At 58.4% G+C, this 23,210-nt stretch carries 19 protein-coding genes and 2 tRNA genes; 16 read left to right on the forward strand and 5 right to left on the reverse strand.

Translation table 11 applies throughout. The features are described 5' to 3' along the window. The first annotated feature begins 29 nt into the window (after nucleotides 1–29). From HY282_10720 to HY282_10750, 7 genes are all read left to right on the forward strand, one after another. Nucleotides 30–1,466: a sugar porter family MFS transporter gene (locus tag HY282_10720; protein ID MBI3804221.1), complete on the forward strand. Its 1,437-nt coding sequence runs from the start codon at nucleotides 30–32 to the stop codon at nucleotides 1,464–1,466. 98 nt (nucleotides 1,467–1,564) lie between these two features. Next, nucleotides 1,565–1,915: a DUF3302 domain-containing protein gene (locus HY282_10725; GenBank protein ID MBI3804222.1), complete on the forward strand. Its 351-nt coding sequence runs from the start codon at nucleotides 1,565–1,567 to the stop codon at nucleotides 1,913–1,915. 16 nt (nucleotides 1,916–1,931) lie between these two features. Further along, complete coding sequence (locus HY282_10730) at nucleotides 1,932–2,882, forward strand: HlyD family secretion protein (protein MBI3804223.1); 951 nt, start codon at nucleotides 1,932–1,934, stop codon at nucleotides 2,880–2,882. A 141-nt stretch (nucleotides 2,883–3,023) separates the two neighbouring features. Continuing rightward, nucleotides 3,024–4,523, forward strand: a complete 1,500-nt coding sequence (locus HY282_10735; GenBank protein MBI3804224.1) for an efflux transporter outer membrane subunit — start codon at nucleotides 3,024–3,026, stop codon at nucleotides 4,521–4,523. Nucleotides 4,524–4,631: 108 nt separating this feature from the next. After that, nucleotides 4,632–5,408: a hypothetical protein gene (locus HY282_10740; protein MBI3804225.1), complete on the forward strand. Its 777-nt coding sequence runs from the start codon at nucleotides 4,632–4,634 to the stop codon at nucleotides 5,406–5,408. A 44-nt stretch (nucleotides 5,409–5,452) separates the two neighbouring features. Further along, a complete protein-coding gene (locus tag HY282_10745; protein ID MBI3804226.1) occupies nucleotides 5,453–6,340 on the forward strand; it encodes a YihY/virulence factor BrkB family protein in 888 nt (295 codons plus the stop codon). Between the two features lie 57 nt (nucleotides 6,341–6,397). Then, entirely contained in the window at nucleotides 6,398–7,375 is a 978-nt protein-coding gene (locus HY282_10750) for a DUF1207 domain-containing protein (protein ID MBI3804227.1), read from the forward strand. A gap of 268 nt (nucleotides 7,376–7,643) precedes the next feature. On the opposite strand, the gene HY282_10755 is transcribed toward HY282_10750, so the two are convergent. After that, nucleotides 7,644–7,716: transfer RNA gene (locus tag HY282_10755), tRNA-Asn, on the reverse strand. 12 nt (nucleotides 7,717–7,728) lie between these two features. Between HY282_10755 and HY282_10760 the strand changes: the two genes are divergently transcribed. Continuing rightward, nucleotides 7,729–7,920 (forward strand): hypothetical protein, encoded by a 192-nt coding sequence (locus HY282_10760; protein MBI3804228.1) that lies wholly within the window; start codon nucleotides 7,729–7,731, stop codon nucleotides 7,918–7,920. On the opposite strand, the gene HY282_10765 is transcribed toward HY282_10760, so the two are convergent. Together HY282_10765 and HY282_10770 are read right to left on the reverse strand one after the other, a co-directional pair. Then, on the reverse strand, nucleotides 7,898–8,638 hold the full coding sequence (locus HY282_10765) for a hypothetical protein (protein ID MBI3804229.1): 741 nt from the start codon (nucleotides 8,636–8,638) through the stop codon (nucleotides 7,898–7,900). The two genes, HY282_10760 and HY282_10765, sit on opposite strands and share 23 nt — an antisense overlap. After that, nucleotides 8,622–9,017 (reverse strand): hypothetical protein, encoded by a 396-nt coding sequence (locus tag HY282_10770; protein ID MBI3804230.1) that lies wholly within the window; start codon nucleotides 9,015–9,017, stop codon nucleotides 8,622–8,624. Before HY282_10770 ends, HY282_10765 begins: the two co-directional genes overlap by 17 nt. A gap of 121 nt (nucleotides 9,018–9,138) precedes the next feature. Between HY282_10770 and HY282_10775 the strand changes: the two genes are divergently transcribed. The 8 genes from HY282_10775 (at nucleotide 9,139) to HY282_10810 (ending at nucleotide 21,982) form a co-directional block, all read left to right on the forward strand. Then, nucleotides 9,139–9,227, forward strand: a tRNA-Leu gene (locus tag HY282_10775). A 335-nt stretch (nucleotides 9,228–9,562) separates the two neighbouring features. Beyond that, on the forward strand, nucleotides 9,563–10,375 hold the full coding sequence (locus HY282_10780; GenBank protein ID MBI3804231.1) for an outer membrane lipoprotein-sorting protein: 813 nt from the start codon (nucleotides 9,563–9,565) through the stop codon (nucleotides 10,373–10,375). A 246-nt stretch (nucleotides 10,376–10,621) separates the two neighbouring features. Next, complete coding sequence (locus tag HY282_10785; GenBank protein MBI3804232.1) at nucleotides 10,622–11,326, forward strand: response regulator transcription factor; 705 nt, start codon at nucleotides 10,622–10,624, stop codon at nucleotides 11,324–11,326. Beyond that, nucleotides 11,323–12,648: a HAMP domain-containing histidine kinase gene (locus tag HY282_10790; protein MBI3804233.1), complete on the forward strand. Its 1,326-nt coding sequence runs from the start codon at nucleotides 11,323–11,325 to the stop codon at nucleotides 12,646–12,648. Before HY282_10785 ends, HY282_10790 begins: the two co-directional genes overlap by 4 nt. A 509-nt stretch (nucleotides 12,649–13,157) precedes the next feature. Continuing rightward, the gene (locus tag HY282_10795) at nucleotides 13,158–14,408 is read left to right on the forward strand and encodes an efflux RND transporter periplasmic adaptor subunit (protein MBI3804234.1); all 1,251 of its coding nucleotides are present in this window, start codon (nucleotides 13,158–13,160) and stop codon (nucleotides 14,406–14,408) included. Continuing rightward, the gene (locus HY282_10800; protein ID MBI3804235.1) at nucleotides 14,405–17,509 is read left to right on the forward strand and encodes a multidrug efflux RND transporter permease subunit; all 3,105 of its coding nucleotides are present in this window, start codon (nucleotides 14,405–14,407) and stop codon (nucleotides 17,507–17,509) included. Before HY282_10795 ends, HY282_10800 begins: the two co-directional genes overlap by 4 nt. Next, nucleotides 17,506–20,649, forward strand: a complete 3,144-nt coding sequence (locus tag HY282_10805) for a multidrug efflux RND transporter permease subunit (protein ID MBI3804236.1) — start codon at nucleotides 17,506–17,508, stop codon at nucleotides 20,647–20,649. The genes HY282_10800 and HY282_10805 overlap by 4 nt, the downstream gene beginning before the upstream one ends. 7 nt (nucleotides 20,650–20,656) lie before the next feature. Further along, nucleotides 20,657–21,982 carry a TolC family protein gene (locus HY282_10810; protein MBI3804237.1) on the forward strand — a complete coding sequence of 442 codons (1,326 nt, stop codon included), beginning with the start codon at nucleotides 20,657–20,659 and terminating at the stop codon, nucleotides 21,980–21,982. 187 nt (nucleotides 21,983–22,169) lie between these two features. Here the strand turns inward: HY282_10810 and HY282_10815 are convergent, their stop codons facing one another. Beyond that, nucleotides 22,170–22,553 (reverse strand): cupredoxin domain-containing protein, encoded by a 384-nt coding sequence (locus tag HY282_10815; protein MBI3804238.1) that lies wholly within the window; start codon nucleotides 22,551–22,553, stop codon nucleotides 22,170–22,172. 208 nt (nucleotides 22,554–22,761) lie between these two features. Further along, entirely contained in the window at nucleotides 22,762–22,968 is a 207-nt protein-coding gene (locus HY282_10820; protein ID MBI3804239.1) for a cold-shock protein, read from the reverse strand. Nucleotides 22,969–23,210: the final 242 nt, after the last annotated feature.

Raw genomic sequence — 23,210 nt, forward strand, 5'->3', positions numbered from 1 at the left:
AATACCGACCTGGTGAAAGGAAGGATGAAATGGAAAAGGAAAATTTAAACGAAAAAGAAAACAGATCGAGACTGACGACCTATGTTCTTGTCGCTGCCGCCATCGCCGCGATCGGCGGGATTCTCTTCGGTTTCGATACGGGGGTCATCTCAGGCGCCATCCTCTTTATCGTGAAGCAGTGGAACCTTACGCACAAGCAGGCGGAGCTCGCGACCAGCTCGGTCCTGATCGGCGCGATCTTAGGGGCGCTCGCGGGAGGGGCCATGGGGGATCGCCTGGGCCGCCGTCTCTCCATCATCTATGCCACCCTTCTCTTTCTGGCGGGGACGGTGATCGTTTCAATCGCCGGCGGGATGACCTCTTTTCTGATCGGCCGGGTGCTGATCGGCGCGGCGATCGGGGTTGCCTCGTTTATGGTGCCCCTTTACATTTCCGAATTGGCCCCGGCGCAGATTCGGGGAAGCATGGTCTCGCTGAATCAGTTTGCGGTGACGGTCGGCATCCTCGTCTCATACGGCGTCAATTATTACTATGCTCCCGCCCAAAACTGGCGCGCGATGTTCGCGGTCGGCGCGCTTCCCGGTCTCATCCTCCTCTTTGGGATGTATGCCTTGCCCGACAGCCCCCGATGGCTCGTCTCCGCCGGGCGCCGGGAGACGGCGGAAAAAGTATTGCCGAAAATCCGGGGGACGCCGCAGGTGACCGAGGAACTCGCCGAGATCGATGAGGCGATCCGTTCGGAGAGCGGCGGGAAGGTCTCGGATCTGCTCGCCCCGCCGGTCCGGTTGGCGCTGATCATCGGCGTGGGGCTGGCGATCCTCCAGCAGGTGACCGGGGTCAACACCGTCATCTACTATGCTCCGGCGATCTTCAAAGGGGCCGGCTTACAGTCGGATAGCGCCGCGATCGCCGCGACAAGCGGCATCGGCGTCGTGAACGTCCTCTTCACGGCGGTTTCCCTCTGGCTGATCGACCGGGTCGGCCGCCGACCGCTTCTGTTGTGGGGCGTTGCAGGGATGACCGCGGCGCTGATCCTGCTCGGATTGGGATTCGCGCTCCGGGGCGACCAGGCCGAGGCGGGAGGAGGAGGGTTGGGTCTGATCACCGCGATCTCCCTGATGATCTACATCGCTTTTTTCGCCATTGGATTGGGGCCGATTTTCTGGCTTCTGATCGCCGAGATTTACCCGCTCAAGTTACGCGCGCAGGGAATGGCCATTGCCACGGTTGCGAATTGGGGGGCGAACTTCTTGGTGGCCTACACATTTCTAACCTTGGCGGCTGTCTTAGGTAAAGCGGGTGTCTTCTGGTTTTACGCTCTCATGGGGGTGATCACCTGGTTCTTCGTCAAGCGGTTGGTGCCGGAGACCAAGGGGAAGACGCTGGAGGAAATCGAAGCGTATTTTATTGCCCGCGGGGGGAGAGGGGAGACGTCGGAGCAACGCCGGTTTCGGGGGGCGGCCTGATGAAGAAAAATCAAAAAGGGCCCGCCCGCTCCACCCGGGGTGTCTCTTCCCCCGTTGTGCGCTCCGGCCTTTTCTTTTGGATCTTTGCCATCATTCTGATGTCGTCGATTCGGGCCTTTGCAGCGGAATCCGAAGGGCACGCTTTTGAAGACACCCTCGCCGACATTCTCACCTGGGTGGTACTGATCGTGGCGCCGATTGTGGCAATTGCGGTTTTTCTGATGGTGCACATCCTTCCGGAGAAATTCGCCGAAAAACGCAGGCACCCTCAGCTTGCCGCGATTAAGACCCTCTGCATTCTGTCGCTCTTTTTCGGAGGGTTGCTCTGGCCACTCGCCTGGCTCTGGGCCGCCACCAAACCGGTGATGTACAAAAGGGCTTATGGCACCGATGTGGCCGAACCGGAAGCGCCGTCGGAGCCGCAGGAACCGGAACGGAAGGCTGCATGAGAAGATGAGGTAACGTATGGAAATCTTGCTTCTGCTGATCTATTCCTTTTTCGTCTGGCTCATTTTCTTTAAGTTCAAATGGCTGCCGTGGAACTTTGTTTCCCAGGCGATCGTCATCACCTTCCCTTTTGTCATACTGGCACTGCTCATTTTCGTCCTGAACATTGTGGCGCCGTCGTCCCACGATGTGCGGGTGATCAACTACGTCGTGCAGATCCTGCCCCAGGTGCGGGGGCGCGTGATCGACGTACCGGTCGAACCCAACAGTGCGGTCAAAAAGGGAGACGTTCTGTTCCGGGTCGACCCCACCCCTTTCGAGCTCGATGTCAAACGGATCCAAGCCCAACTTGCGCTCGCCGAGACGCGCCTGAAACAATCGGCTGCGTTGGTGAAGACCGGCGCCGCCAGCCAGATTGATGTCGATCGCGACCGGAGCGATGCTCGGCAACTGCGCGCGCAGCTCGATTCGGCCCGCTGGAATCTCTCTGAAACAACCGTCCTCGCCCCCGGGAGCGGCAAAGTGATCAACTTGCAGCTTCGGGTCGGTTCGTTCGTGGTGCCGTTCCCGATCACGCCGGCGATGAGTTTTGTCGAAGATGAACAGTGGGTCATCGCCCTTTTTGAACAGAACGAGCTGCGCAAGGTCAAGTCGGGCGATCAGGCCGAGATCATCCTGGAAACCTATCCCGGGCAGATTATCAAATGCCGGGTCGATTCCATCGTTTGGGCAACGGGGCAGGGCCAATTGCCGATCGGCGGCACTTTGCCGCAGGTGGGAGAAGCGCCGTCGCAGCGGTTCGCCGTGAAGCTGATGCTCGACGGCAAAGACAAGGATCTATTCCTCGCGCCGGGCGCGCGCGGCGCCGCCGCGATTTATACCGAGCAGTTGGCGCCGATTCATCTGCTTCGTAAGATCCTGCTCCGGGTGAGCGCCAAGCTCAATTGGTTCATCCTGAAGCTTCATTAGCGGGGTGATGAAACTCTTTGTCCGTCATTCCCGAATGTTTAATCGGGAATCCAGTTTATTTGAAGTTATGACCTTCTGGATTCCCGCGTTCGCGGGAATGACGGCTACTCAACCTTTATAGAAAAGAAAGAGCCGTATGCCATGAAGAGATTCCGCCGTGCGAAACGGACGGCGCTCATCGCAACAGCGGTCATGATTGCGCTGCTTTCCAGTTGCAGCCTGAAACGGCCGCCGGGACAAGAGGCGCTCAGAAGGGAAGCGCTCCCCCACGCAACCATTCCGGAGCACTGGAAGGTGAGCGGGAGCGCCGAGGGGGCGGTTCCGGCCGATTGGGTCGTCACATTCGGTGATGATCTCCTGAGTCATCTGGTCGAGGAGGCGTTGACCTACAATGCCGATCTGCAGGCCGGGGCGGCGCGCGTGCAACAGGCGGCGGGCTACATGAAGGCGGCGGGGGGAGCCCTTTATCCGGCGGTCTCGGTGATCGGCAAGGGGAGTCGAGGAATGGGCGAGGGAACCGGGATCAATTTCATCACCGCCTTGGCTTCGTGGGAGATCGACGTCTGGGGACGGGTGCGCGCCGGTAGGGCCGCAGCGGAGGAACAGTTCGTCTCTGCGGAGGCCGATTATGCCTCCGCGCGCCTTTCACTCGCCGCTTTGGTCGCGCGGAGTTGGTTTCTGGCCGTGCAAGGTGTTTTGCAGGAGCGGACCGCCCGCCAGATGTTGGAATCGAGCGAACAGTTGTTGGAGCTGACGAAGAGCAAACGGAAGGTGGGCGCGGCGGGTGATCAGGATGTGGCGCTCGCCCGGGCCGACGCGGGAAGCCTTCGCGATAGTCTGCTGAAGCTTGAGCAGGCGAATGCGCAATCCCGGGGAGCGTTAGAAGTATTGGTCGGTCGATATCCTTCCGGGGAAATCAAGGTGGCCGAAGCGCTGGCCCGCATCACGACGCCGGTTCCGGCGGGGCTTCCTTCGGATCTGCTCGAACGTCGACCCGATATCTTCGCGGCGGAGCGCCGGGTTTCGTCGGCTTTCTTTCAAGTCGAGCAGGCGAAGGCGGCGATGCTTCCCCAATTCAGCCTGACCGCCTCACTCGGCCTGATCAGCAGCGAGGTATTCAGTAAACGGTCCAGCTTCAGCAACCCGACCGGGGGAGTCGGAGGAAGCCTCCTCGCCCCCATCTTCCGGGGAGGGGAGCTTCGCGCGCAGGTCCAGATCAAAAACGCGGAGCAGCAGGAAGCGGTGATGCAATATGCGGCCGCGGTCCTCAACGCGTTTCAAGAGGTGGAGAACGCGCTGAATGCCGAGCAGACGCTGCGCCAGCGACAGGAGGTGCTTGCACAAGTCGTGAACGACTACGAACGGGTCGTTGAGATCTCAGAGAGCCAGTATAAAGTGGGCAAAACCGATCTCCTCTCTGTGCTTCAACAGCGGCTGCGGCTCTACTCTGCACAAAGCACCAGTCTCAGCGTGCAGGGGGAGCGCTTGGTGCAGCGCGTGAACCTCTATCTGGCCCTCGGCGGAGGGTGGACGAAGAAGGAACCCAAAGCGGTGCCCCTGGGCGAAACCGGTGCCCCTTCGGAGGAGGCTTCTTCATCGCTGAAACACCAGGCCTCCGTCACGGCACCGGGCCGTCCGTGACCGAAGCCGGCCTCCCAGGCGGCACCATCCTTCCTGCGGCGACCCGAACCTAATGCAGGAAAATCGTCTCAGGGCCGGGATGCCAGAGACAATGATGAGGAAAACAAAATGAAAAAAATATGGATCCTATCACTCCTCCTCTTGGCCACCGCTGTTTCCGCTTATGCCGAGGAGAAAGAGGCGACCCTGGAGTTCGAAGGTCGTTACTGGTTCGCGGAATGGAGAGGCCATCTGGAGGCGAATGGGGAGGTCCGCGGGAGCGATGTCAGCTTGCAACGCGATCTCGATCTGGGCAACAACAACTTCCCGGAGGGAAGAATCACCTGGTATACGGGACCGAAGAGTCGGTTGTTTCTCGATGCGGTCTGGTCGAGCAACAGCGGAGAAAGAACGCTCGACCGGACGATTACGGTCCGGGATCGAACTTTTACGGTCGGGGCGCGGGTCTCTTCGGAGCTGAAGGTTCAAGAGTATCACTTCGCATGGATCTGGGAATTTATCAACATCGGCGACGGCCTGTTTAAATTCGGCACCATGCTCGATCTGCGTGCGGTCTATGCCTCCCTCTCGGTCGAGGGACAGCTGAACAACCTTTCTCAACGCGCGGAGGCAAGCCAAACCTTCCCCGTTCCATCGCTCGGCCTGGCGCTCGATCTCAATCCGTTGAAGTGGATGAATCTCTATGTTCAAGGTTCCGGCGTTCCGGGCGGCCCTTATGGTTACTTCATCAATGGGGAGACCGGCATCAAAATCATTCCGTTTAAGAACTTCAGCCTCGTCGGCGGATATCGATATGAGGATTTCAATGCCAAAAGTACGAGTAACGACATTCAGGGAAGCTTCCGTCTGATCGGCCCGTTTGCAGGGTTATCGCTTCGATTTTAACGGCGGATGAGCGTGGGGAAGAGGGGTAAAGGAGTCATTGATTCTTGAAGATACTGATCAGCGTCGAAAGGGCCGCCGAGTTGACGTTCGCTGCGGCGCGTGAATGGACGATGGATCGGTGTGATGGATTGTCCGCCGCCTTGTCGTTCAATCTGCTTCTTACGGTCACCCCTTTTTTGGCGTTTGTCCTGCTGATCGCAGGAAGCTTATTTGGAGAAGCCTGGACCCGAGCCCATTTCCTTCCTGTCATGGTCGGTTGGGTGGGACCGCATATTGCCGCGCTCGTGCGGCTCCTCCTGGTAGAGCGAGAGCACGTGGAACCGAGAGCGCTCCTCTCGCTGGGGATCGTCGGTGGGATTGCGCTGGTGGTCGGCGCATCGGGATATTTTACCCAGTTGCACGATTCGCTTCAGACCATTTGGGATGTGCGCCGCGCGGTGCCCGGCTTCCGGGCGCAGCTAAAAAGGCGGTTTTTGGGCATCCTCTTTGCGTTCATTTCCGCGCTCATCGCACTGGCGGGTTTCCTGGCAGGCGCCCTGGTTCTGGGACCGGGTTCCGCTTTGACCGATGCGACACGACGGGCGGCCGGGACCCTCATTGCCTTTCTGACCTTCTGGTCCTTGATGATCCTCTGGTTCAAAATCTTGCTTCCGGTTCGCCTGACCTGGCGACAGATCATCCCTTGGGCGGCGTTGATCGCTCTCTTTCATTTGCTTGGGAAGTTAATTGTCGCTTGGGGAAGGAATAGACCCGATACCCCTTCGAACATCGAGTTCGCCGCATCACTGATCCTTGTGATGTTCTGGTTCTACTATGCGAATGGAATTTTTTTATACGGGGCCGAGTTGATGCGGATTTCTCTTCAACGGTCCGGTAAGCTCTCACGCAAGGAGTCCCGGGGCAAACCGCCCCGAATGCAAATCGGGGGGTAAGAAGAGGTGCGCTCTGACTGGACCCTCTCTCGGGAAAATATACGAACAGAGCGGGTCGTGGGACGCGTGGGCGGCTTTACGGCGATTCCCCGCGCCATCGCGACCGCCGTCAATCCGATACATGAGCTGAATGCCGTTATCGCCTGCCCCATTCTCGGCGCCCCGACGACGAATTCGGTCTTGCGGATCGTGAATTCCGGCGCCCAAACACACTGGCTCGCACTGTTCGTTGTCTGTTGTTGTTTCTTGGGAACCGTCCATGCCGAAGAGACGGTATCGAACCGATTGGAGTTTTTACCGCAGCGACTCGATTATCAGACTTATATCGCCGACCCAAGGCAGCCTCGCTTTTCTGCGATTCTGCTCAGCGGCACCGGAGGAGCCGTCCAGAATGAGATTGCATTTGGAGGCGCCTTCCCCTTGTTGAACATGAATCACGAAGCAGCATCGACAGAGAGATTCCAACTGGCGGGAATGGCCGGGGTATGGTCTCGGTTCGATCTTCATCACACGTTGGATATGGTTGGGACGGATTACCGCGCCGGTATCTCAATCAGCGGAACCGGTAGGCTGTCGGCATGGCGTCTTCAGTATTCCCATGAGAGCGATCATCTCGGAGATGAGCTGATCCTGCGGGAAAATCTGAGCACGCGTATTGCGTACCGCCGCGAGGAGATCGCTTTCGGGACAGCGTACCTGCCTTCCGCGGCGCTTCGTTTCTATACCGAGGCAGGGTATGCTTTTATCCTGGGTGATGGGAACCGGCCGTGGCGCCTTCAGGCGGGGGCGGAGTGGGAGGGCGGGCCGAGCCTTCCGCTGGGAGCCCGCGGGTTTGCCGCGGCCGATCTTCAAAGCCGACAAGAGGTCGGCTGGAACGTCAGTTGGACAATCGAGGCAGGGGTCGTCAAATGGAACGAATCGCATACCCGCTCGATGAGGCTTTTCGTCAACTATCATTATGGTCATGATCCCTTGGGTGAATTCTTCCGTGAGCGGTTAAATTATGCTTCAATCGGGTTGGCGTTTAACTTTTGAGAAGGGGTCCTCCGAACGCGGGAAGTGAGTCCTGGAACCCGGCGGAGTTATTCGCTTCATGCTGCTCGATCTTCTAATGTTATTTCCTAAAGACCCGTGTTTATATCAGACCAGGTGTCATTTGTGTTTATTGTTAACGTAAGATGGGTTCGAATCCGATCTGGGATGATGGAGGATGTTTTGTGAACGCCAGAACGCGCGTTGAGATTTTTCTGTAAAAACAAAAGGAGGGGAGCCGTTTAATAATCGCAAACGGCTCCCCTCGAAGCTCCCCGGGCCGGATTCGAACCAGCGACACGACGGTTAACAGCCGTCTGCTCTGCCAGCTGAGCTACCGGGGAATAAAGGAAAGAATGATGAAAGCGGGGAGTATTTTATCTGCCCCCACGCAGAAAGTCAATCTCTTTGACGAGCTGACCACAGGCGGTTTGTGTCACCCGGCTGATTTTCTCATCGTCATTCCGCGCCGCAAGCCGCTCGGCTTGCGGCTGGATACGGGAGAATTCCAAAAGGACCGGCCCCTTATTTCGTGCAGGGTTCTTTGAGGGGGATGACTTCAAGGGCCGAAGAGGGAATCGGTTCGAACGGGCCGGGAAAGGGGACGGCTGCCTGCTCGAACGCCGCCTGCATCTGTTGATTCAGAGAATCGATTGCATGGTTTAGCCCTTGGGCCGGCATGGGAAGAGAGTAGAGGAGGAGATCGTAGCCGGGGATTAAGCGAAGGGCCGAATAAATTGCGTTCTGAAAGGCGACCCGCGTGATCTCCGAAAGGTCTTCCGACAACTGGTCTGAAAAGGATTCAAGCTCCCGCTCCTGGACCAAAACAATCATTGGAAAAATGCCAAGACGGGGTGACCGCTCCAGCGGTTCTTCTTCCGTCACGGGACCCATCGGGAGGACGCCTGCGCCGGAAAACATCTCCGCCAAGCGGGAAGGCCTCGATTTGAAACCCCATGAGAGGTACTCGGCGAGCGACAGCGGTCGATCGGCTAAAATCAGTGTTTGGCCGAGGTGGCGCTGGAGCACCTCGCGGATTTCGGAGATCTGTTCCAGCGGTTGACGAAAATCTTTCCCTTCCCGACGGGGTCCATATAACGCGGTGAAGACCATCGCCATCGGAACGGCGTACGTTGCCTTCGGCCCCTTTTGAATCTTTTTTTTGATCTTCTTGATCATGTCCCCTCCCGGATCGATCCGCCGTCCGGTCGCGGCGTGATGAATCCAATAAAGCGCACTTTGAGCAGGTTTATTTTGCCGCTTCAACGGAGGGACTCGCTGCAGGGCTGAGTTGGGAGGAGTAAGGGTCGTGTGGATCGAGGGCGACCATCGTCCCGTTGCTGAAGACAATCATTCGAAGCGAGGGATAGAGGTGGTTCTGCGGATTGAGGTCTTTGAGGTGATACACCCAGACCTCTCGGAGCTCCTCCGGAGACATCTGGCGCCGATTGATCTCGGCGGGTTCTCCGACGAGCTCCTTGACCGCCTCCCGCGACAATCCCGGTTTTAACTTGCCGAACCAGGTGGCTTTATAAAATCGATAAGAGGGCCCGCCGCAGCCGACCATAAAGAGGAGGAGAAGGCCAATCACGGCCGAAGCGTGTCCGATTTTCCTCCATTCGGTTTTCTGCCGCCGGTCATTCATGACAGGCATTGTAGCCAGAGAGGCGCTGTTTTTCAACCAAAATATGCCGACGGCGCTTCGTCGTCATCCTTGACGAAAGAAAGGAAAAAATGTTACAACCGAACCTGTTTCGTGCTCAAGCGCCGGAGTGGCGGAATTGGTAGACGCAAGGGACTTAAAATCCCTCGTCCCGCAAGGGACGTGCCGGTTCGATTCCGGCCTCCGGTACCAAGAAAATTTGGGTCGCTTCCTCTTTCCTGATTCGCTCTTCTTCTTCATCATCCCTATCGACGCAGCCGCGTGATTGCCAAACGGACTGAATCGACTCCGGCTTCATTCTTTGATAAAGCAGCGGTCGATCTCGGATTACAATTTGTTACAACTTGTTACGTTTGAGCAAAGCATCTTTTTGAAAACTTTGATACTTATTCTATAATCGAATTATTCCGATGTCTCCTCCGCTTAAGCGGCTTTGGATTTTGGCCAAAGCCGAAGGCCTGCTTTGCTCCCTCGGACAAGCGCGCGGCTGAGGCGGTCACTAGAAAGCAACCAGAAATGGAGGAAGTATGACCCAGAATATCCTCAGCAGTGCCTTCTTATTAGTTTCCCTGCTGGTTCTTCCACCCCTCTCCCTCGCCGACGATGAGAGCCCGGCCAAGCCGGTCCCTTCGGCCGAAGCGATTCTCAAGGCATCGAACAAACGGATCTATGAGCTGAAAGACCAGACCTCTCAGGTCACCTTCCGGTTGGTTAACACCGATGGAACCGAGAAGAAAACCGTGATGCGGCTCTATTGGAAGAACTATTTCGGCAAGGACAACATCAACAGCAAAACCCTCCTGGTGACCGAGTCGCCGGCCCATGATAAAGGAGAGAAATATCTCCTCTGGGAACGGCCTGAAGAGAAACAGGCCGACATTTGGCTCTATCTCCCGGAGCTGCGCCAGGTCCGCCGGCTTCAGTCGGGAGGCCACCACCACCATGACAAAGAGGACGATTCGGAGCTCGTTTTTGAAGACATGCATCAGCGGCCCCTTGAGCGGGATGAGCACAAGCTGCTCGCCGATGAGGAGGTCCGGGGAGAGCCCTGCTATGTCATTGAGACCCACTTCAAAGATCATCCGCTCTATAGCAAGAAGACCTCCTACATTTCCAAAAAGGAGGGGACGGTTCGGAGGATCGATTATTTCTCCGATGAGGGAAAACTGCTGAAGACGCAATGGATCGAATGGCAGCAGGTCGGCGAGAGTTTGGTCTGGAAGGGGTCCGAAGTCGTCAATGCGCAGACCTCCCGCAAAACCTTCGTTGAGCTGAGCAATGTCAAGGTGAACGTCGGTTTGTCGGAAGATCAATTCTCCGAGCGGGCGCTCCGTCAATAAGCGCTGTTGGGAAAAGGATGGATGCTCGTTGTGAATATTCCGAGAAGGCCGCGGATTGAGAGGATCGGCCTCAATGCGTTCAAGCGAAAGCGGGGTGCGAGTACATCTTGTTACAACTTGTTACTCCCGTGCAAAGCATCTCTCTTGGAATTTTGATACGATTGGATCAGGTGATCCGATTCCTGTCTGACGCGGGATCGTTTCCATAAGGCAGGCCCCATTCACCTCCCTTGTGAGGGTAAGGAAATGAAAGCAAATATACTGATCATTGATGATGACGCCAAGCTGAATCAGCTCCTGATCGGTTTTTTGACCGAATTTGATTTCAAGGTCGTCGCCGCGACCCACCCCGAGGAGGGGCTAAAAAAGTTGAAACAGGAAACCCCCGACCTGGTCATTTTGGATGTGATGCTTCCCGGAATGAACGGGTTTGAGGTCTGCAAAAAAATTCGTGAGTTCCAGACGGTTCCGATCATCATGCTGACCGCAAGGGGAGAGGTCACCGATAAAATCGTCGGCTTGGAGCTCGGCGCGGACGACTACCTTCCCAAACCGTTCGAGCCGAGGGAGTTGGTCGCCCGCATTCAGTCGGTGCTTCGAAGGGCGCGGGGACTCGACCAGATGCAGATCAAACGGTTCGGCCGGTTGGAGATCGACTTTCCCAAACGGACGGCTCGGTTGGACGGCGCCGTCCTCGATTTAACGACGAACGAGTTTGCCGCCTTGGCGCTGCTGGTCAGAAACCCGAGAAAAGTGCTGAACCGAGACCAAATCCTGGAGGAGCTCGGCGGGGTGGAGTGGAATGCTTTCAATCGCACCGTCGATATCACCATGAGCCGACTGCGGCACAAATTAAATGATGATCCGAAAACCCCCTCGTTTATAAAAACAGTCTGGGGGATCGGATATATTTTCATCGAAGCGGAAGATCCGGAACAGGTCGATCGATGAAGAGAATTTTAAACTCGGTTTTTACAAAGCTGCTCTTGATTCTCCTCGTCGCAGGGGTCTGCATCAATCTCTCGGTCACCGGCTTTATGCAGCAGATGGTGAAAAAAAACGAGCCGGCCAGGCAAAAGAATATCATTCACCATCTGATGTATATTGTCCAGGAAATCGGCAACCCGCCCGACTTCGATCGGGCCAAGAGGGTCTCGCAGCAACTGACCTTTAATATCCGATATGAGAGCCCGGCCCAGAGCTGGTCGACGTCCGAATCGCTCTCTCCGCCGCCCCCGCTGAAATTGCAAACCTCAAACGAATACCCGAACTTCCAAATGGGGGAGGATCGGGGGCATCGGTTTTTTATATTAAATCAAGGAGAGGGCCGTTTTATTTTTGAGCTGGGGCGCGGCTTCGAATGGGATGTCCTCGATGTCGGCGCGGTGGTCCGTTTGGTGACCCTGTTGTCGCTGATCTTGGCGGGGGCCTATCTGTTGATTCGCTCGGTGCTCAGCCCCGTGCGGGCGTTGAAGGAGGGGGTCCGGGAGGTGAGCAAAGGGAACCTCGATTATCGTCTCTCGCTCAAACGGTCGGATGAGCTGGGTGAATTGGCAAAAGCATTCAACGCCATGACCGACCGGATCCGGACCATGCTTCGAGCCAAAGAGCAGTTGATGCTCGACGTCAGCCATGAGCTTCGCTCTCCCCTCACCCGGATGAAGGTGGCGCTCGAATCTCTTCCCGACGGCCATACCCAAAGAAGTATTAAAGAAGATGTTGCCGAGATGGAAGAGATGGTCTCGGAAGTACTCAAAACCGCTCGGTCGCATTATATGCACGCCCAGCTCAACCTGCAGCAGATCGACATCGTCGAGTTGTTATCCGGCGTTCTCGGAACATTTAAAGGACAGCATCCAGGGGTAGAAGCGATCAAGCTGCCCGATCGGATTGAGTTGACCGTCGACCCCGACCGGGTAAAGAGTGTTTTAAAGAATATCTTGGATAATGCAATCAAATATTCTTTCGACAGCAACGTGCCGGTAAAAGTGTTCATGGAGGATCGGGGGCCGTATCTGATCATCCGTGTCCAGGATCGGGGGATGGGGATTCCGGAGGATGAACTTCCCTTTATTTTCGAGCCGTTTTATCGGGTCGATAAATCGCGATCCAAAGATACGGGTGGATACGGGCTCGGGTTGAGCCTTTGTAAGACGATTATGGAGGGGCACCATGGAAAAATCGAAGTCGAGAGTGTGCCGGATGCAGGAACCATCGTCTCTCTTTTTTTCCCCCATTCAAAAAACGGAGGACCGGGGAACGGTGGATCATGATCGGAAGAAGGGAAATCTCTGCCGGTTCCATCGGCCCGACGCTAAGAATCTAGGACCGGTTTAATTTTAATTTTAATATTGATGATAAAGATGCGGAGTCGACGATGGCTTGCCGACGATGCGGCATGATGGCGGTCGTCCCTTTCCCGAAGATCCGCGATCAACAGAGAGCGCCCCGCCGGATTAAAATGCTCTTTTGTGCAGGGAGCGCCTCGACGCCATGATTTTGAAGAATCGATCGGAAGAGAAAGCGCCTGTGCCGGTGCGGAAACCGTCTCATTCCAGATCGATCCGCACTTGATTCAGCCGATGACCTGTGTCATTTTTGGAAGAAAGGACAATAAAACGTGCTAAAAGAGCGGGACCCGCATGAGCGGGAAGAGGTCTCCTCCGGGAAAGGTCGGGAGCTTTCCGGAGAGGCCGATCTTCCCAAATTGAACGGAACGAGTCGGAGATCGACTGGGGTGAGGGGTAAAAAGGGACTCATTTTTATTCTTCTCGCGGTCGCAATGATCGCCGCCGTGATCGCCGCGCGCCTGCGTGCCGCCCCCGACGCCGGCCGATCGGCCCAAGGTCCTGGGAGCGGCGGCCCCGCCGCGCGTGCCGTTCCGGTCATCGCCGCCCCGGTGGTGGAGCGGGATATGCCGATCTACCTTGAAGGGCTCGGCAACGTCGCTGCATATAAAAGCGTCACGGTCAAGTCGCAGGTCGACGGACGGCTCAATGAGGTCTCCTTTCGAGAAGGGCAAGAGGTGCGCCGCGGAGAGTTGCTCGCCCAGATCGATCCCCGTCCTTTTCTGATTCAGCTCCGCCAGGCGGAAGGGGCGCTCGCCCGCGACAGTGCGCTGCTGCAGAGCGGAAAGCTGAATCTCGAGCGGTTCGCCACCCTTCGCGAGCAGAAGTTGATTGCCCAACAGCAGGTGGATGACCAGCGGGCGGCGGTCGGGCAATTGGAAGGGGCGGTCCGGGTCGATGAGGCAGTGATCGAGAGCGCTAAGCTGAATCTCGAATATGCGCGGATTATCTCACCGATCGACGGGGTTACCGGGGTCCGTCAGGTCGATCCGGGCAACCTCATCCGTGCCACCGATCAGAACGGCATCGTCCTGATCACCCAGCTCGATCCGATCTCGGTCCTCTTTACCCTCCCGGCCGAGAACCTGACCCGGGTGGCCGAGCAGATGCGGGGAGGGGCGCTCCGGGTCGACGCCTACAGCCAAGACGGCGAGACCCTCTTGGCGACCGGAAAACTGGAGCTGATTGACAATCAGATCAACGTCAACACCGCGACGATGCGGCTCAAGGCGGTCTTCCCCAATCCGAAGCGGCTTCTCTGGCCAAACCAATTTGTGAAGACCCGGCTGCTTCTGACCACAAACAAAAATGCGATGGTGGTCCCCTCCCCCGCCGTTCAGCGCGGTCCCAAGGGGCTCTTCGTCTACGTGATCAAATCCGATCAGACGGTCGAGGCGCGCCCGGTCGAGGTCGCGTTGACGCAAGGCGATCTCACCGTCATCCGGAGCGGATTGAAAGTGGGTGAGCAGGTTGTCACCGACGGACAAAATCAGCTCCGCCCCGACAGCAAGGTGCAACCCCGCAGCGGAGATCGGCCCGGCCCGCCCTCCGGCGCGGCCTCCGCTCCCGGCGTTCCATCCGCCTCGGGCGGCGCAACCCCTCCCTCCGGTACAACGCCCCCGGCGGGGGCCGGCTCGATGCCGGGGGGCTCGCCGGCGCCGGGTCCTGCGGGGAGCCGGTCGTGAGCATCTCCGAGCCGTTTATCCGGCGGCCGGTCGCGACGACCTTGCTGACGATCGGTCTGCTCTTGGCCGGGTTTGCGGGGTATCGGCAGCTTCCCGTCTCGGCCCTTCCGCAAGTCGAATATCCAACGATCGTCGTCTCGACGATCCTCCCCGGCGGCAGCGCCGACACGATGGCGTCGGCGGTGACGACGCCGCTGGAGCGGCAGTTCGGCCAGATGCCGTCGCTCACCCAGATGACGTCGGTCTCGAGCTTCGGCGCCTCCCAGATCACCCTTCAGTTTGACCTCGACCGGAATATCGACGCCGCGGAGCAAGATGTGCAGGCCGCCATCAACGCCGCGTCGAACCTCCTTCCCCGGACCCTCCCGGCGCCGCCGACCTACTCGAAGAGCAATCCGGCCGATGCGCCGATTCTGACCCTCGCAGTCCGCTCCGACCTGCTTCCGCTGAGCGAGGTGAACGACTATGCCGATTCGATCCTGGCCCAGAAGATGTCGCAGGTCTCCGGGGTCGGACTCGTCACGATCAACGGCAGTCAGAAGCCGGCCGTCCGGGTGCAGGTCGATCCGGCGGCGCTTGCCGGCACCGGGCTGAGTCTGGAAGATGTCCGGCAGGTGCTGGCGCAGGCCAACGTCAACCAACCGAAAGGAAACATCGACGGCCCCCGGCAGAATTTTACCCTCGCCACCAACGATCAGTTTTTGAAGGCGGCCTCTTTTCGGCCGCTGATCCTCGCCTATCGAAACGGCGCGCCGATTCGCTTAAGCGACGTCGGTGATGTAATCGACGGCGTCGAGAACACTCAGCTTGCCGGCTGGGCGAACGACCAGCGGGCGATCATCATCAACGTCCAACGGCAGCCGGGGGCGAACGTCATCCAGACCGCCGACCGGGTGAAGGCCCTTTTGCCGCAGCTTCGGGCGACGCTGCCGCAAGGGATCGACGTCTCGGTCCTGAGCGATCGGACCGAGACGGTCCGGGCCTCCGTGGAAGATGTCCAATTCACCTTGGTGCTGACCATCGTTTTGGTCGTTGCGGTCATGTATCTCTTTTTGCGAAGCCTCCGGGCGACCCTGATTCCCGGCGTTGCCGTTCCGCTCTCTTTGATCGGCACGTTCGGCTTGATGTACCTCGCCGGCTATAGCCTCAACAATTTAACGTTGATGGCGCTGACGATCTCCACCGGCTTCGTCGTCGACGATGCGATCGTGATGATCGAGAACATCGCCCGATATATCGAAGAGGGGGATCCCCCCTTTGAGGCGGCGCTCAAAGGGGCGGGCCAGATTGGCTTTACGATCGTGTCGCTCACCGTCTCGCTCGTCGCCGTGCTGATCCCGCTGCTCTTCATGGGGGGGATCATCGGCCGGCTCTTCCGCGAGTTTGCGATGACCCTCAGCATTGCCATTTTCGTTTCCGCCATCCTCTCGTTGACGCTGACGGCGATGATGTGCGCGCACATCCTTCGCCCGCACGAAACGCAACAGGGGCGCTTCCAGCGTGCGTTGGAGCGGTTCTTCGATCGGATGGTGCAGATTTATGATCGCGGGCTGAAGTGGGTCCTCGACCATCAGCCGCTCACACTGGCGGTGACGCTGGCGACGCTGGCGCTGACCCTGCTGCTCGCGGTGATGATTCCGAAAGGATTTTTTCCCCAACAAGATACCGGAATCCTGATCGGGATTTCCGAGGCGGCGCCCGATGTGTCGTTCACCCGGATGATGGACCGGCAGCGGGCGCTCTCGGAGGTCGTATTGACCGATCCGGATGTGGTCAGTCTCTCCTCTTTCATCGGCGCCGATGGAACCAACCCGACCCCCAACAGCGGGCGGATGTCGATTACCTTAAAACCGCGGTCGGCGCGCCGGGCGGGCGCCGAGGAAATCATCGCCCGTCTTCGGCCGAAGCTGTCCGAGGTGGAAGGGGTGACCCTTTACCTTCAGCCGGTGCAAGATCTGCAGATCGAAAATCGGGTCAGCAGCACGCAATTCCAGTACACCCTGGAAGATGCCGACGGCAATGAGCTCCGCGAGTGGGCGCCGAAGATGCTCCAGAAATTACGGACCCTCCCGGAGCTGCGGGATGCGGCGAGCGACCTGCAACTCGGCGGCCTACAGCTCGCCCTGACGATCGACCGCGATGCCGCCTCGCGACTCGGCATTCTGCCGCAGGCGATCGACGACACCCTTTACGACGCGTTCGGGCAACGGATCGTTTCGACCATCTTCACTCAGTTGAATCAATACCGGGTGATTTTGGAAGTGCAGCCGGCGTTTCAGAAGAATGTCGAGGCGCTTCACCAAATTTACGTCCGCTCTCAGACCGGCGAGCAGGTCCCACTCAGCGCCTTCGTTCACTTTGAGCCGACCTCCACCGCTCTGGCAATCAACCATCAGGGACAGTTTCCCGCCGTGACGCTGTCATTTAATCTGGCGTCGGGGACGTCGCTCGGCGAGGCGGTCGCGGCGATCCATCAGGCCGAAAAGGAGGTCAATCTTCCCCCCGGCCTCCATGCCGGTTTTGTCGGAACGGCGCAGGCGTTTCGCGAATCGCTCGCCAGCGAGCCGATCTTAATCGTGGCGGCGCTCTTGACCGTCTACATCGTCCTCGGCGTTCTTTATGAAAGTTATATCCATCCGATCACGATCCTCTCCACGCTCCCGTCGGCCGGGGTGGGGGCCTTTTTGGCGCTGATGCTCTGCGGAACCGAGTTCAGCATCATTGCGTTGATCGGGATTATCCTGCTGATTGGAATCGTGAAGAAGAATGCGATCATGATGATCGACTTTGCCCTGGAGGCGGAGCGGGAGCAGGGACTCTCGCCGCGCGAGTCGATCTACCAGGCCTGCCTGCTCCGGTTTCGGCCGATCATGATGACGACGATGGCGGCGCTCCTCGGCGGCCTGCCGTTGGCGCTCGGGAGCGGCACCGGCTCCGAGTTGCGCCGCCCGCTCGGGATCTCCATCGTCGGCGGCCTGATCCTCTCACAGCTGCTGACCCTTTATACCACCACGGTGATCTATCTTTATATGGAGCGGCTTCGGAGCTGGGCGCAGCGCCGGCGGCCCGCGCCGGTCGCCGTCTCGAGTGAAAAAGGATGAATCTCTCCCGTCCCTTCATCCAAAGGCCGGTGGCCACGGTGTTGTTTGCCGCCGCGCTGCTGCTGGCCGGCCTCTCCGGTTACCTCCGGCTCCCGGTGGCGCCGCTCCCCCGCGTCGACATGCCGACGATCTCGGTTTCGGCGAGCCTTCCCGGCGCGAGCCCCGAGACGATGGCGTCCGCCGTGGCGACCCCGCTGGAGCGGCGCTTCGGGCGGATCGCCGGTCTGACCGAGATGACCTCGAGCAGCTCGCTCGGGACGACCAACATCACTTTACAATTTGATCTCGACCGCGATGTCGATTCCGCCGCGCGCGACGTCCAAGCCGCCATCAATGCCGCCGGCGGCGATCTGCCGGCGAACCTTCCGACCCGCCCGAACTATCGGAAGGTCAATCCCGCCGATGCGCCGATCCTGATTTTATCGCTCACCTCGGACACCCTGCCGCTCGGCCAGATGTTCGACGCGGCCAATACCGTTTTAGCCCAAAAGATATCGCAGGTCTCCGGCGTCGGACAGGTCTTCGTCGGGGGAGGACAGCAGCCGGCGGTGCGTGTGCAGATCGATCCGGTGGCGTTGGCCGGCGTCGGCCTCGGCTTGGAGGATGTTCGGGCGGTATTGGCCCAGTCGACGGTGAACCAGCCGAAGGGGGCGCTCAACGGCGCCGAGCAGACCCATACGATCGCCGCGAACGACCAATTGCTTCGCGCCGACGGTTACCGGCCGCTCATCTTGGCCTACCGCGACGGGGCGCCGGTCCGGCTCGGCGATGTGGCGAAGGTCTTCGATGACGTGGAGAACAATCGGCTCGCCGCCTGGACCGACGGGAAACGGGCGGTACTCGTGATCATCCGCCGCCAGCCGGGCGCGAACATCATCGACGTCATCGACCGGATCAAAGGGATCCTCCCCCAGCTGAGCGAGTCGATCTCGCCGGCGATCAAGATCGATGTGGCGAGCGACCGGAGCCAGACGATCCGCGGCTCCGTTCAAGATGTCGAGCTCACCCTCCTCATCTCGATCGCGCTGGTCATCCTGGTGGTCTTTCTCTTCTTGCGCAGCGGCTGGGCCACCTCCATTCCGAGCGTCGCGGTTCCCCTCTCTCTCATCGCGACCTTCGGCGCGATGTATCTCTGCGGCTACAGTCTCGATAACCTGTCGTTGATGGCGCTGACCATTTCGACCGGGTTCGTCGTTGACGATGCGATTGTCGTGACGGAGAACATCACCCGCTATATCGAGCGGGGCCGGCCCCCGATGGAGGCGGCGCTCATCGGCGCCAAACAGATCGGCTTCACCATCGTCTCGATCAGCGTGTCGCTGTTGGCGGTGTTTATCCCGATCCTCCTCATGGGCGGGGTGGTCGGACGGCTCTTCCGGGAATTTGCGGTCACCCTCAGCATCGCAATTACGATTTCCGCGGTTCTCTCCCTTACCCTGACCCCGATGATGTGCTCCCGTCTTTTACGCCGCCGCGAGACGGAGGAGCACGGCCGCTTTTATCGGGTGTCGGAGCGCTTCTTCGATGGGATGCTCCATCTCTACGACCGCGGGCTGCGCTGGGTCTTGAACCATCATACCTTGATGTTGATCCTCACCCTCGGAACATTGGCCTTGACCGTTTATCTCTATGTCATCATCCCGAAGGGGCTCTTTCCGCAGCAGGACACGGGACAATTGAACGGAATTTCCGACGCGCCGCAAGATATCTCCTTTACCGCCATGCGAACGCGTCAAGAGGCGCTCAACGCGGTGGTCATGGCCGACCCCGGCGTGGCGCACATGGTCTCAAACATCGGCGGCGGCGGGGGCTCGTCGCTGAATACCGGCTCGATGTTTATTGAGCTCAAGCCGCTGTCGGAACGAAAGGCGACTGTCGAGCAGATCATCACACGCCTTCGTCCGAAGCTGGCGCAGGTGGAAGGGATCAATCTCTACCTGCAAGCGGTGCAGGATGTCCGGATCGGTGGACGCTTGGGCCGGACCCAATATCAATATACGCTTCAGGACGCCGACCTCGACGAGTTGAAACGGTGGGCCCCCCGCGTGCTGGAGAAGATGCGCGGGCTGCCGCAGCTCAGAGACGTCGCAACCGACCAGCAGACCAATGCGCTCCAGCTCGATGTGAACATCGACCGCGACACCGCCTCCCGGCTTGGGATTCTGCCGCAGGCGGTGGATGATACCTTGTATGACGCGCTCGGCCAACGGCAGGTGGCGACGCTGTTCACCCAGCTCAATCAATACCGGGTGGTGTTGGAGGTCAAACCGGAGTTCCGGCAGCATCCCGATGCGCTCAGCCATATTTATGTGAAATCTCAAACGGGAGTGCCGGTGCCGCTCGGCACCTTCGCGCGCTTCTCGCCGTCGGCGACATCGCTCTCGATCAACCATCAAGGACAGTTCCCCTCGGTCACCCTGTCGTTCAACATGGCCCCCGGCGTCGCCCTCGGAGAGGGGATCGATGCGATTCATCGGATCGAGCGGGAGATGGGCCTTCCCGCCAGCATTCATGCCTCCTTTCAAGGGACGGCGCAGGCCTTCAGTGAGTCGCTGGCGAGCCAGCCGATCCTGGTCCTGGCGGCGCTCTTTGCGGTATATATCGTCTTGGGAGTCCTTTATGAAAGCTACATCCACCCGATCACCATCTTGTCGACGCTGCCGTCGGCCGGCGTCGGCGCGCTGTTGGCCCTGATGTTTTTTAATACCGAGTTCAGTATTATCGCTCTGATCGGAATTCTTCTTTTAATCGGGATCGTGAAGAAAAATGCGATCATGATGATCGACTTTGCCCTGGAGGCGGAACGGGAGCAGGGGCTCAGCACCCGAGAAGCGATTTATCAGGCCTGTCTCTTGCGCTTTCGCCCAATCATGATGACGACGATGGCGGCGATGCTCGGCGGGTTGCCGCTGGCGCTCGGCCACGGCATCGGCGCGGAGCTGCGGCGGCCGCTCGGAATCACGATCGTCGGCGGACTGCTCCTCTCTCAGCTTCTCACGCTTTACACGACCCCGGTCATCTATCTGACGCTCGATCGCTTTTCCAAACACCGTCGCCGGGAGGGATCTTTCCAAACGACCGGGGCGGCGCAGGAAGGGCTCATGCGGGTCAGCGAGCCCGGCGGCGAGAAACATTCATAGGAGGGTTATGCCGAAAAGAGACGCCATCATCCGATTTACCATCACGCTTCTGCTCCTCTCAACGCCGGCGTGGGGGGAGACCTCTCCCCCCCGAACCCTTTCCCTGGGAGAGGCGCTTCAGACTGCCCGGACAAACCAACCTCAACTCCGCCAAGCCCGCGCCGGTACGGAAGCGGCCCGCGCCCGCGCCGATGAGGCGCGCGCGCCCCTCTTGCCGCAGGTAAGTGCAAACGCCAACTATCAACGGGCCACGGCCAATCGGGTCATTCGTCCCGGCGCGACGACCTTCTCCACGATCAACCCCTTGTCCCGGTTCGACACCTTTGACTTTTACAGCTTCGGCCTTGGCGCGAGCCAGCTCGTCTATGACTTTGGTCAAACGACGGGGCGATGGAAGGCCGCCAAGGCGATTGCGCAAGCGCAGGCCGAGACCGAGCGGGCTACCCTTCTTGAGATCGACCTCAACCTCCGGATCGCCTACTTTAATGCGCGCGCCGCGAAAGAGTTGCTTCAGGTCGCGCAGGAGACGCTGGCGAACCAGGAGCGGCACTTTGTTCAGGTCCAAGGATTTGTCCAGGTCGGCACCCAACCGGAAATCGATCTGGCACAGGCCCGGACCAACCTGGCGAATGCCCGTGTGCAGCTGATCAACGCTCAGAACGGGTATGAGACCGGCAAGGCCCAGTTGAATCAGGCAATGGGAATCGAAGGTCCGACGAATTATGACGTCGTCGATGAGACCCTTCCTCCGCTCGAGAATGAGAACAGTCCGATTGACCCGCTGCTGGAGGAGGCGCTGAAAGCCCGGCCGGAATTCGCCGCCTTCGCAAACCAGGTCCGCGCGCAGGAGTTGACGATGCGATCGATTAAGGGGGCCTATTGGCCGACCCTGAGCGTGTCGACCGACCTGACCAAGGCGGGAACCGGACTCGGAGATCTCGCGTGGAATTGGGATGCCAATGTCCTTCTCTCCTGGCCGTTGTTCCAAGGGGGATTGACCCGGGCACAAAGCAGAGAGGCCCGCGCCAATCTGACCAATCTCAACGCCCAGGTCGATACATTTCGGCAGGAGGTGCGCCTCGTCGTCGACCAAGCGCGCCTGGCGGTCCTGGCCGCTCAGGCGGCCATCGGGGCGGCGGGCGAAGCGGTGCTCAACGCGAAAGAGCAGCTCCGGCTGGCGGAGAAGCGGTACGAAACGGGGGTCGGCAATATTATCGAGCTGTCGGATGCGCAGCTTGCCTTGACCAACGCCGAGGCGCAGAAGGTGCAGGCCGACTACAATCTCGCCTCCGCGCGGGCGCGTCTGCTGCAGGCGCTCGGACGGACTTCATAAGGAGGATCGGGCGATGGCTCGGTGGCTTTAGAAACGCGTTAAGTTCACTCATAGGTGAAGCGAAATAGCTTAAATAAAGATGAGCAGAGAGGCTGTTATCCCAACCATGGATTTGAAGCGATCGATATCAAGGAGGGCTGCCGGGAGGATGCGATGGGGAGAGGCTCAATACAAACGAGACGTTGAATTACGGCGTGACGGTCAACGTGCCGCGCATTTCCATGTGAATGGCGCAAAAGAAGTCGTAGGTGCCGGGCTTATCAAATTGCATTTGAAAGGTCTCGCCGGGGGGAAGGAGATGGTGAATCAAAAGATCATCGACGACATGCGCCGGCTCTTTCCGGTTCGGATCGGCGGCGGTCAGAAAGTGGGTTCGCTTGTCTTCATTAATCCAGGTGACCTGGCTCCCCATTTTGATCTGTTGTGTTTTGGGTGAAAACTCGGTCCGGCCTTCCGGAATTTTGAATTCGATCTTATTGGCTGCATCGGCCCCCTGCAAATTCAGCAGGGCGACCCAGAGGATGATGAGGAGCAGACCGACTCGAAAAAGGGACGACTTTTTTTTATTCATACTTACGCCCTCGTTCATGATAATAAATTTTCGTTGGAACATCTCTTAAATTAATTGTAGCGGACAGTGCAGGATAAAGCAATCATACCACAGGCCAAGCCCAACGTCAGGGGCAAGTCAGGGGGAGGACGATTCGAGCCGTTTTCAAAACAAAAAAGCCCCGCCGGAGGAAAAATCCGGCGGGGCGATTCGATCAGAAAAAATCCCTTTAGGAAATTAATCTGACATTGGTGGCTTGAGGACCTTTCTGCCCTTGCGTGACATCGAATTCGACTTTGTTGCCTTCTTCAAGGGACTTGTAGCCGTCACCGACAATGGCCGAAAAGTGAACAAACACATCGGCTCCCCCATCCTCACGGGTAATAAATCCATAGCCTTTGCTGCCGTTGAACCACTTTACTGTTCCTTTGATCATTGGGTGTTTCTCCTCTTTTTTATCAGCTCTCGCTGATGGCAACGTCCATTGTTCTAAGTTAAAAAAAAAGCTGCAGCGAGTTGTAATAGCTGCAGCCGATCCGGTTTTCTCCTCTTCAACTTTTACAATGGACTCCCCTCACTTGTACCATGATTTTTTATAAAAAATCAACGAAATTAATTTCTCTTTTGTCAAGGGGATTCACACGGGGGAGTCGGTTCTCCGACCTCCCTTATTTTATT

The organism is Candidatus Manganitrophaceae bacterium, assembly GCA_016200325.1.
Taxonomy (GTDB): Bacteria; Nitrospirota; Nitrospiria; order SBBL01; family Manganitrophaceae; genus Manganitrophus.

Coding starts and splice junctions, on each gene's coding strand:
- HY282_10720 (MBI3804221.1), top strand. CDS start 30: ATGGAAAAGGAAAATTTAAACGAAAAAGAAAACAGATCGAGACTGACG.
- HY282_10725 (MBI3804222.1), top strand. CDS start 1,565: ATGTCGTCGATTCGGGCCTTTGCAGCGGAATCCGAAGGGCACGCTTTT.
- HY282_10730 (MBI3804223.1), top strand. CDS start 1,932: ATGGAAATCTTGCTTCTGCTGATCTATTCCTTTTTCGTCTGGCTCATT.
- HY282_10735 (MBI3804224.1), top strand. CDS start 3,024: ATGAAGAGATTCCGCCGTGCGAAACGGACGGCGCTCATCGCAACAGCG.
- HY282_10740 (MBI3804225.1), top strand. CDS start 4,632: ATGAAAAAAATATGGATCCTATCACTCCTCCTCTTGGCCACCGCTGTT.
- HY282_10760 (MBI3804228.1), top strand. CDS start 7,729: ATGATGAAAGCGGGGAGTATTTTATCTGCCCCCACGCAGAAAGTCAAT.
- HY282_10770 (MBI3804230.1), bottom strand. CDS start 9,017: ATGAATGACCGGCGGCAGAAAACCGAATGGAGGAAAATCGGACACGCT.
- HY282_10780 (MBI3804231.1), top strand. CDS start 9,563: ATGACCCAGAATATCCTCAGCAGTGCCTTCTTATTAGTTTCCCTGCTG.
- HY282_10785 (MBI3804232.1), top strand. CDS start 10,622: ATGAAAGCAAATATACTGATCATTGATGATGACGCCAAGCTGAATCAG.
- HY282_10790 (MBI3804233.1), top strand. CDS start 11,323: ATGAAGAGAATTTTAAACTCGGTTTTTACAAAGCTGCTCTTGATTCTC.
- HY282_10795 (MBI3804234.1), top strand. CDS start 13,158: ATGATCGCCGCCGTGATCGCCGCGCGCCTGCGTGCCGCCCCCGACGCC.
- HY282_10805 (MBI3804236.1), top strand. CDS start 17,506: ATGAATCTCTCCCGTCCCTTCATCCAAAGGCCGGTGGCCACGGTGTTG.
- HY282_10810 (MBI3804237.1), top strand. CDS start 20,657: ATGCCGAAAAGAGACGCCATCATCCGATTTACCATCACGCTTCTGCTC.
- HY282_10815 (MBI3804238.1), bottom strand. CDS start 22,553: ATGAATAAAAAAAAGTCGTCCCTTTTTCGAGTCGGTCTGCTCCTCATC.
- HY282_10820 (MBI3804239.1), bottom strand. CDS start 22,968: ATGATCAAAGGAACAGTAAAGTGGTTCAACGGCAGCAAAGGCTATGGA.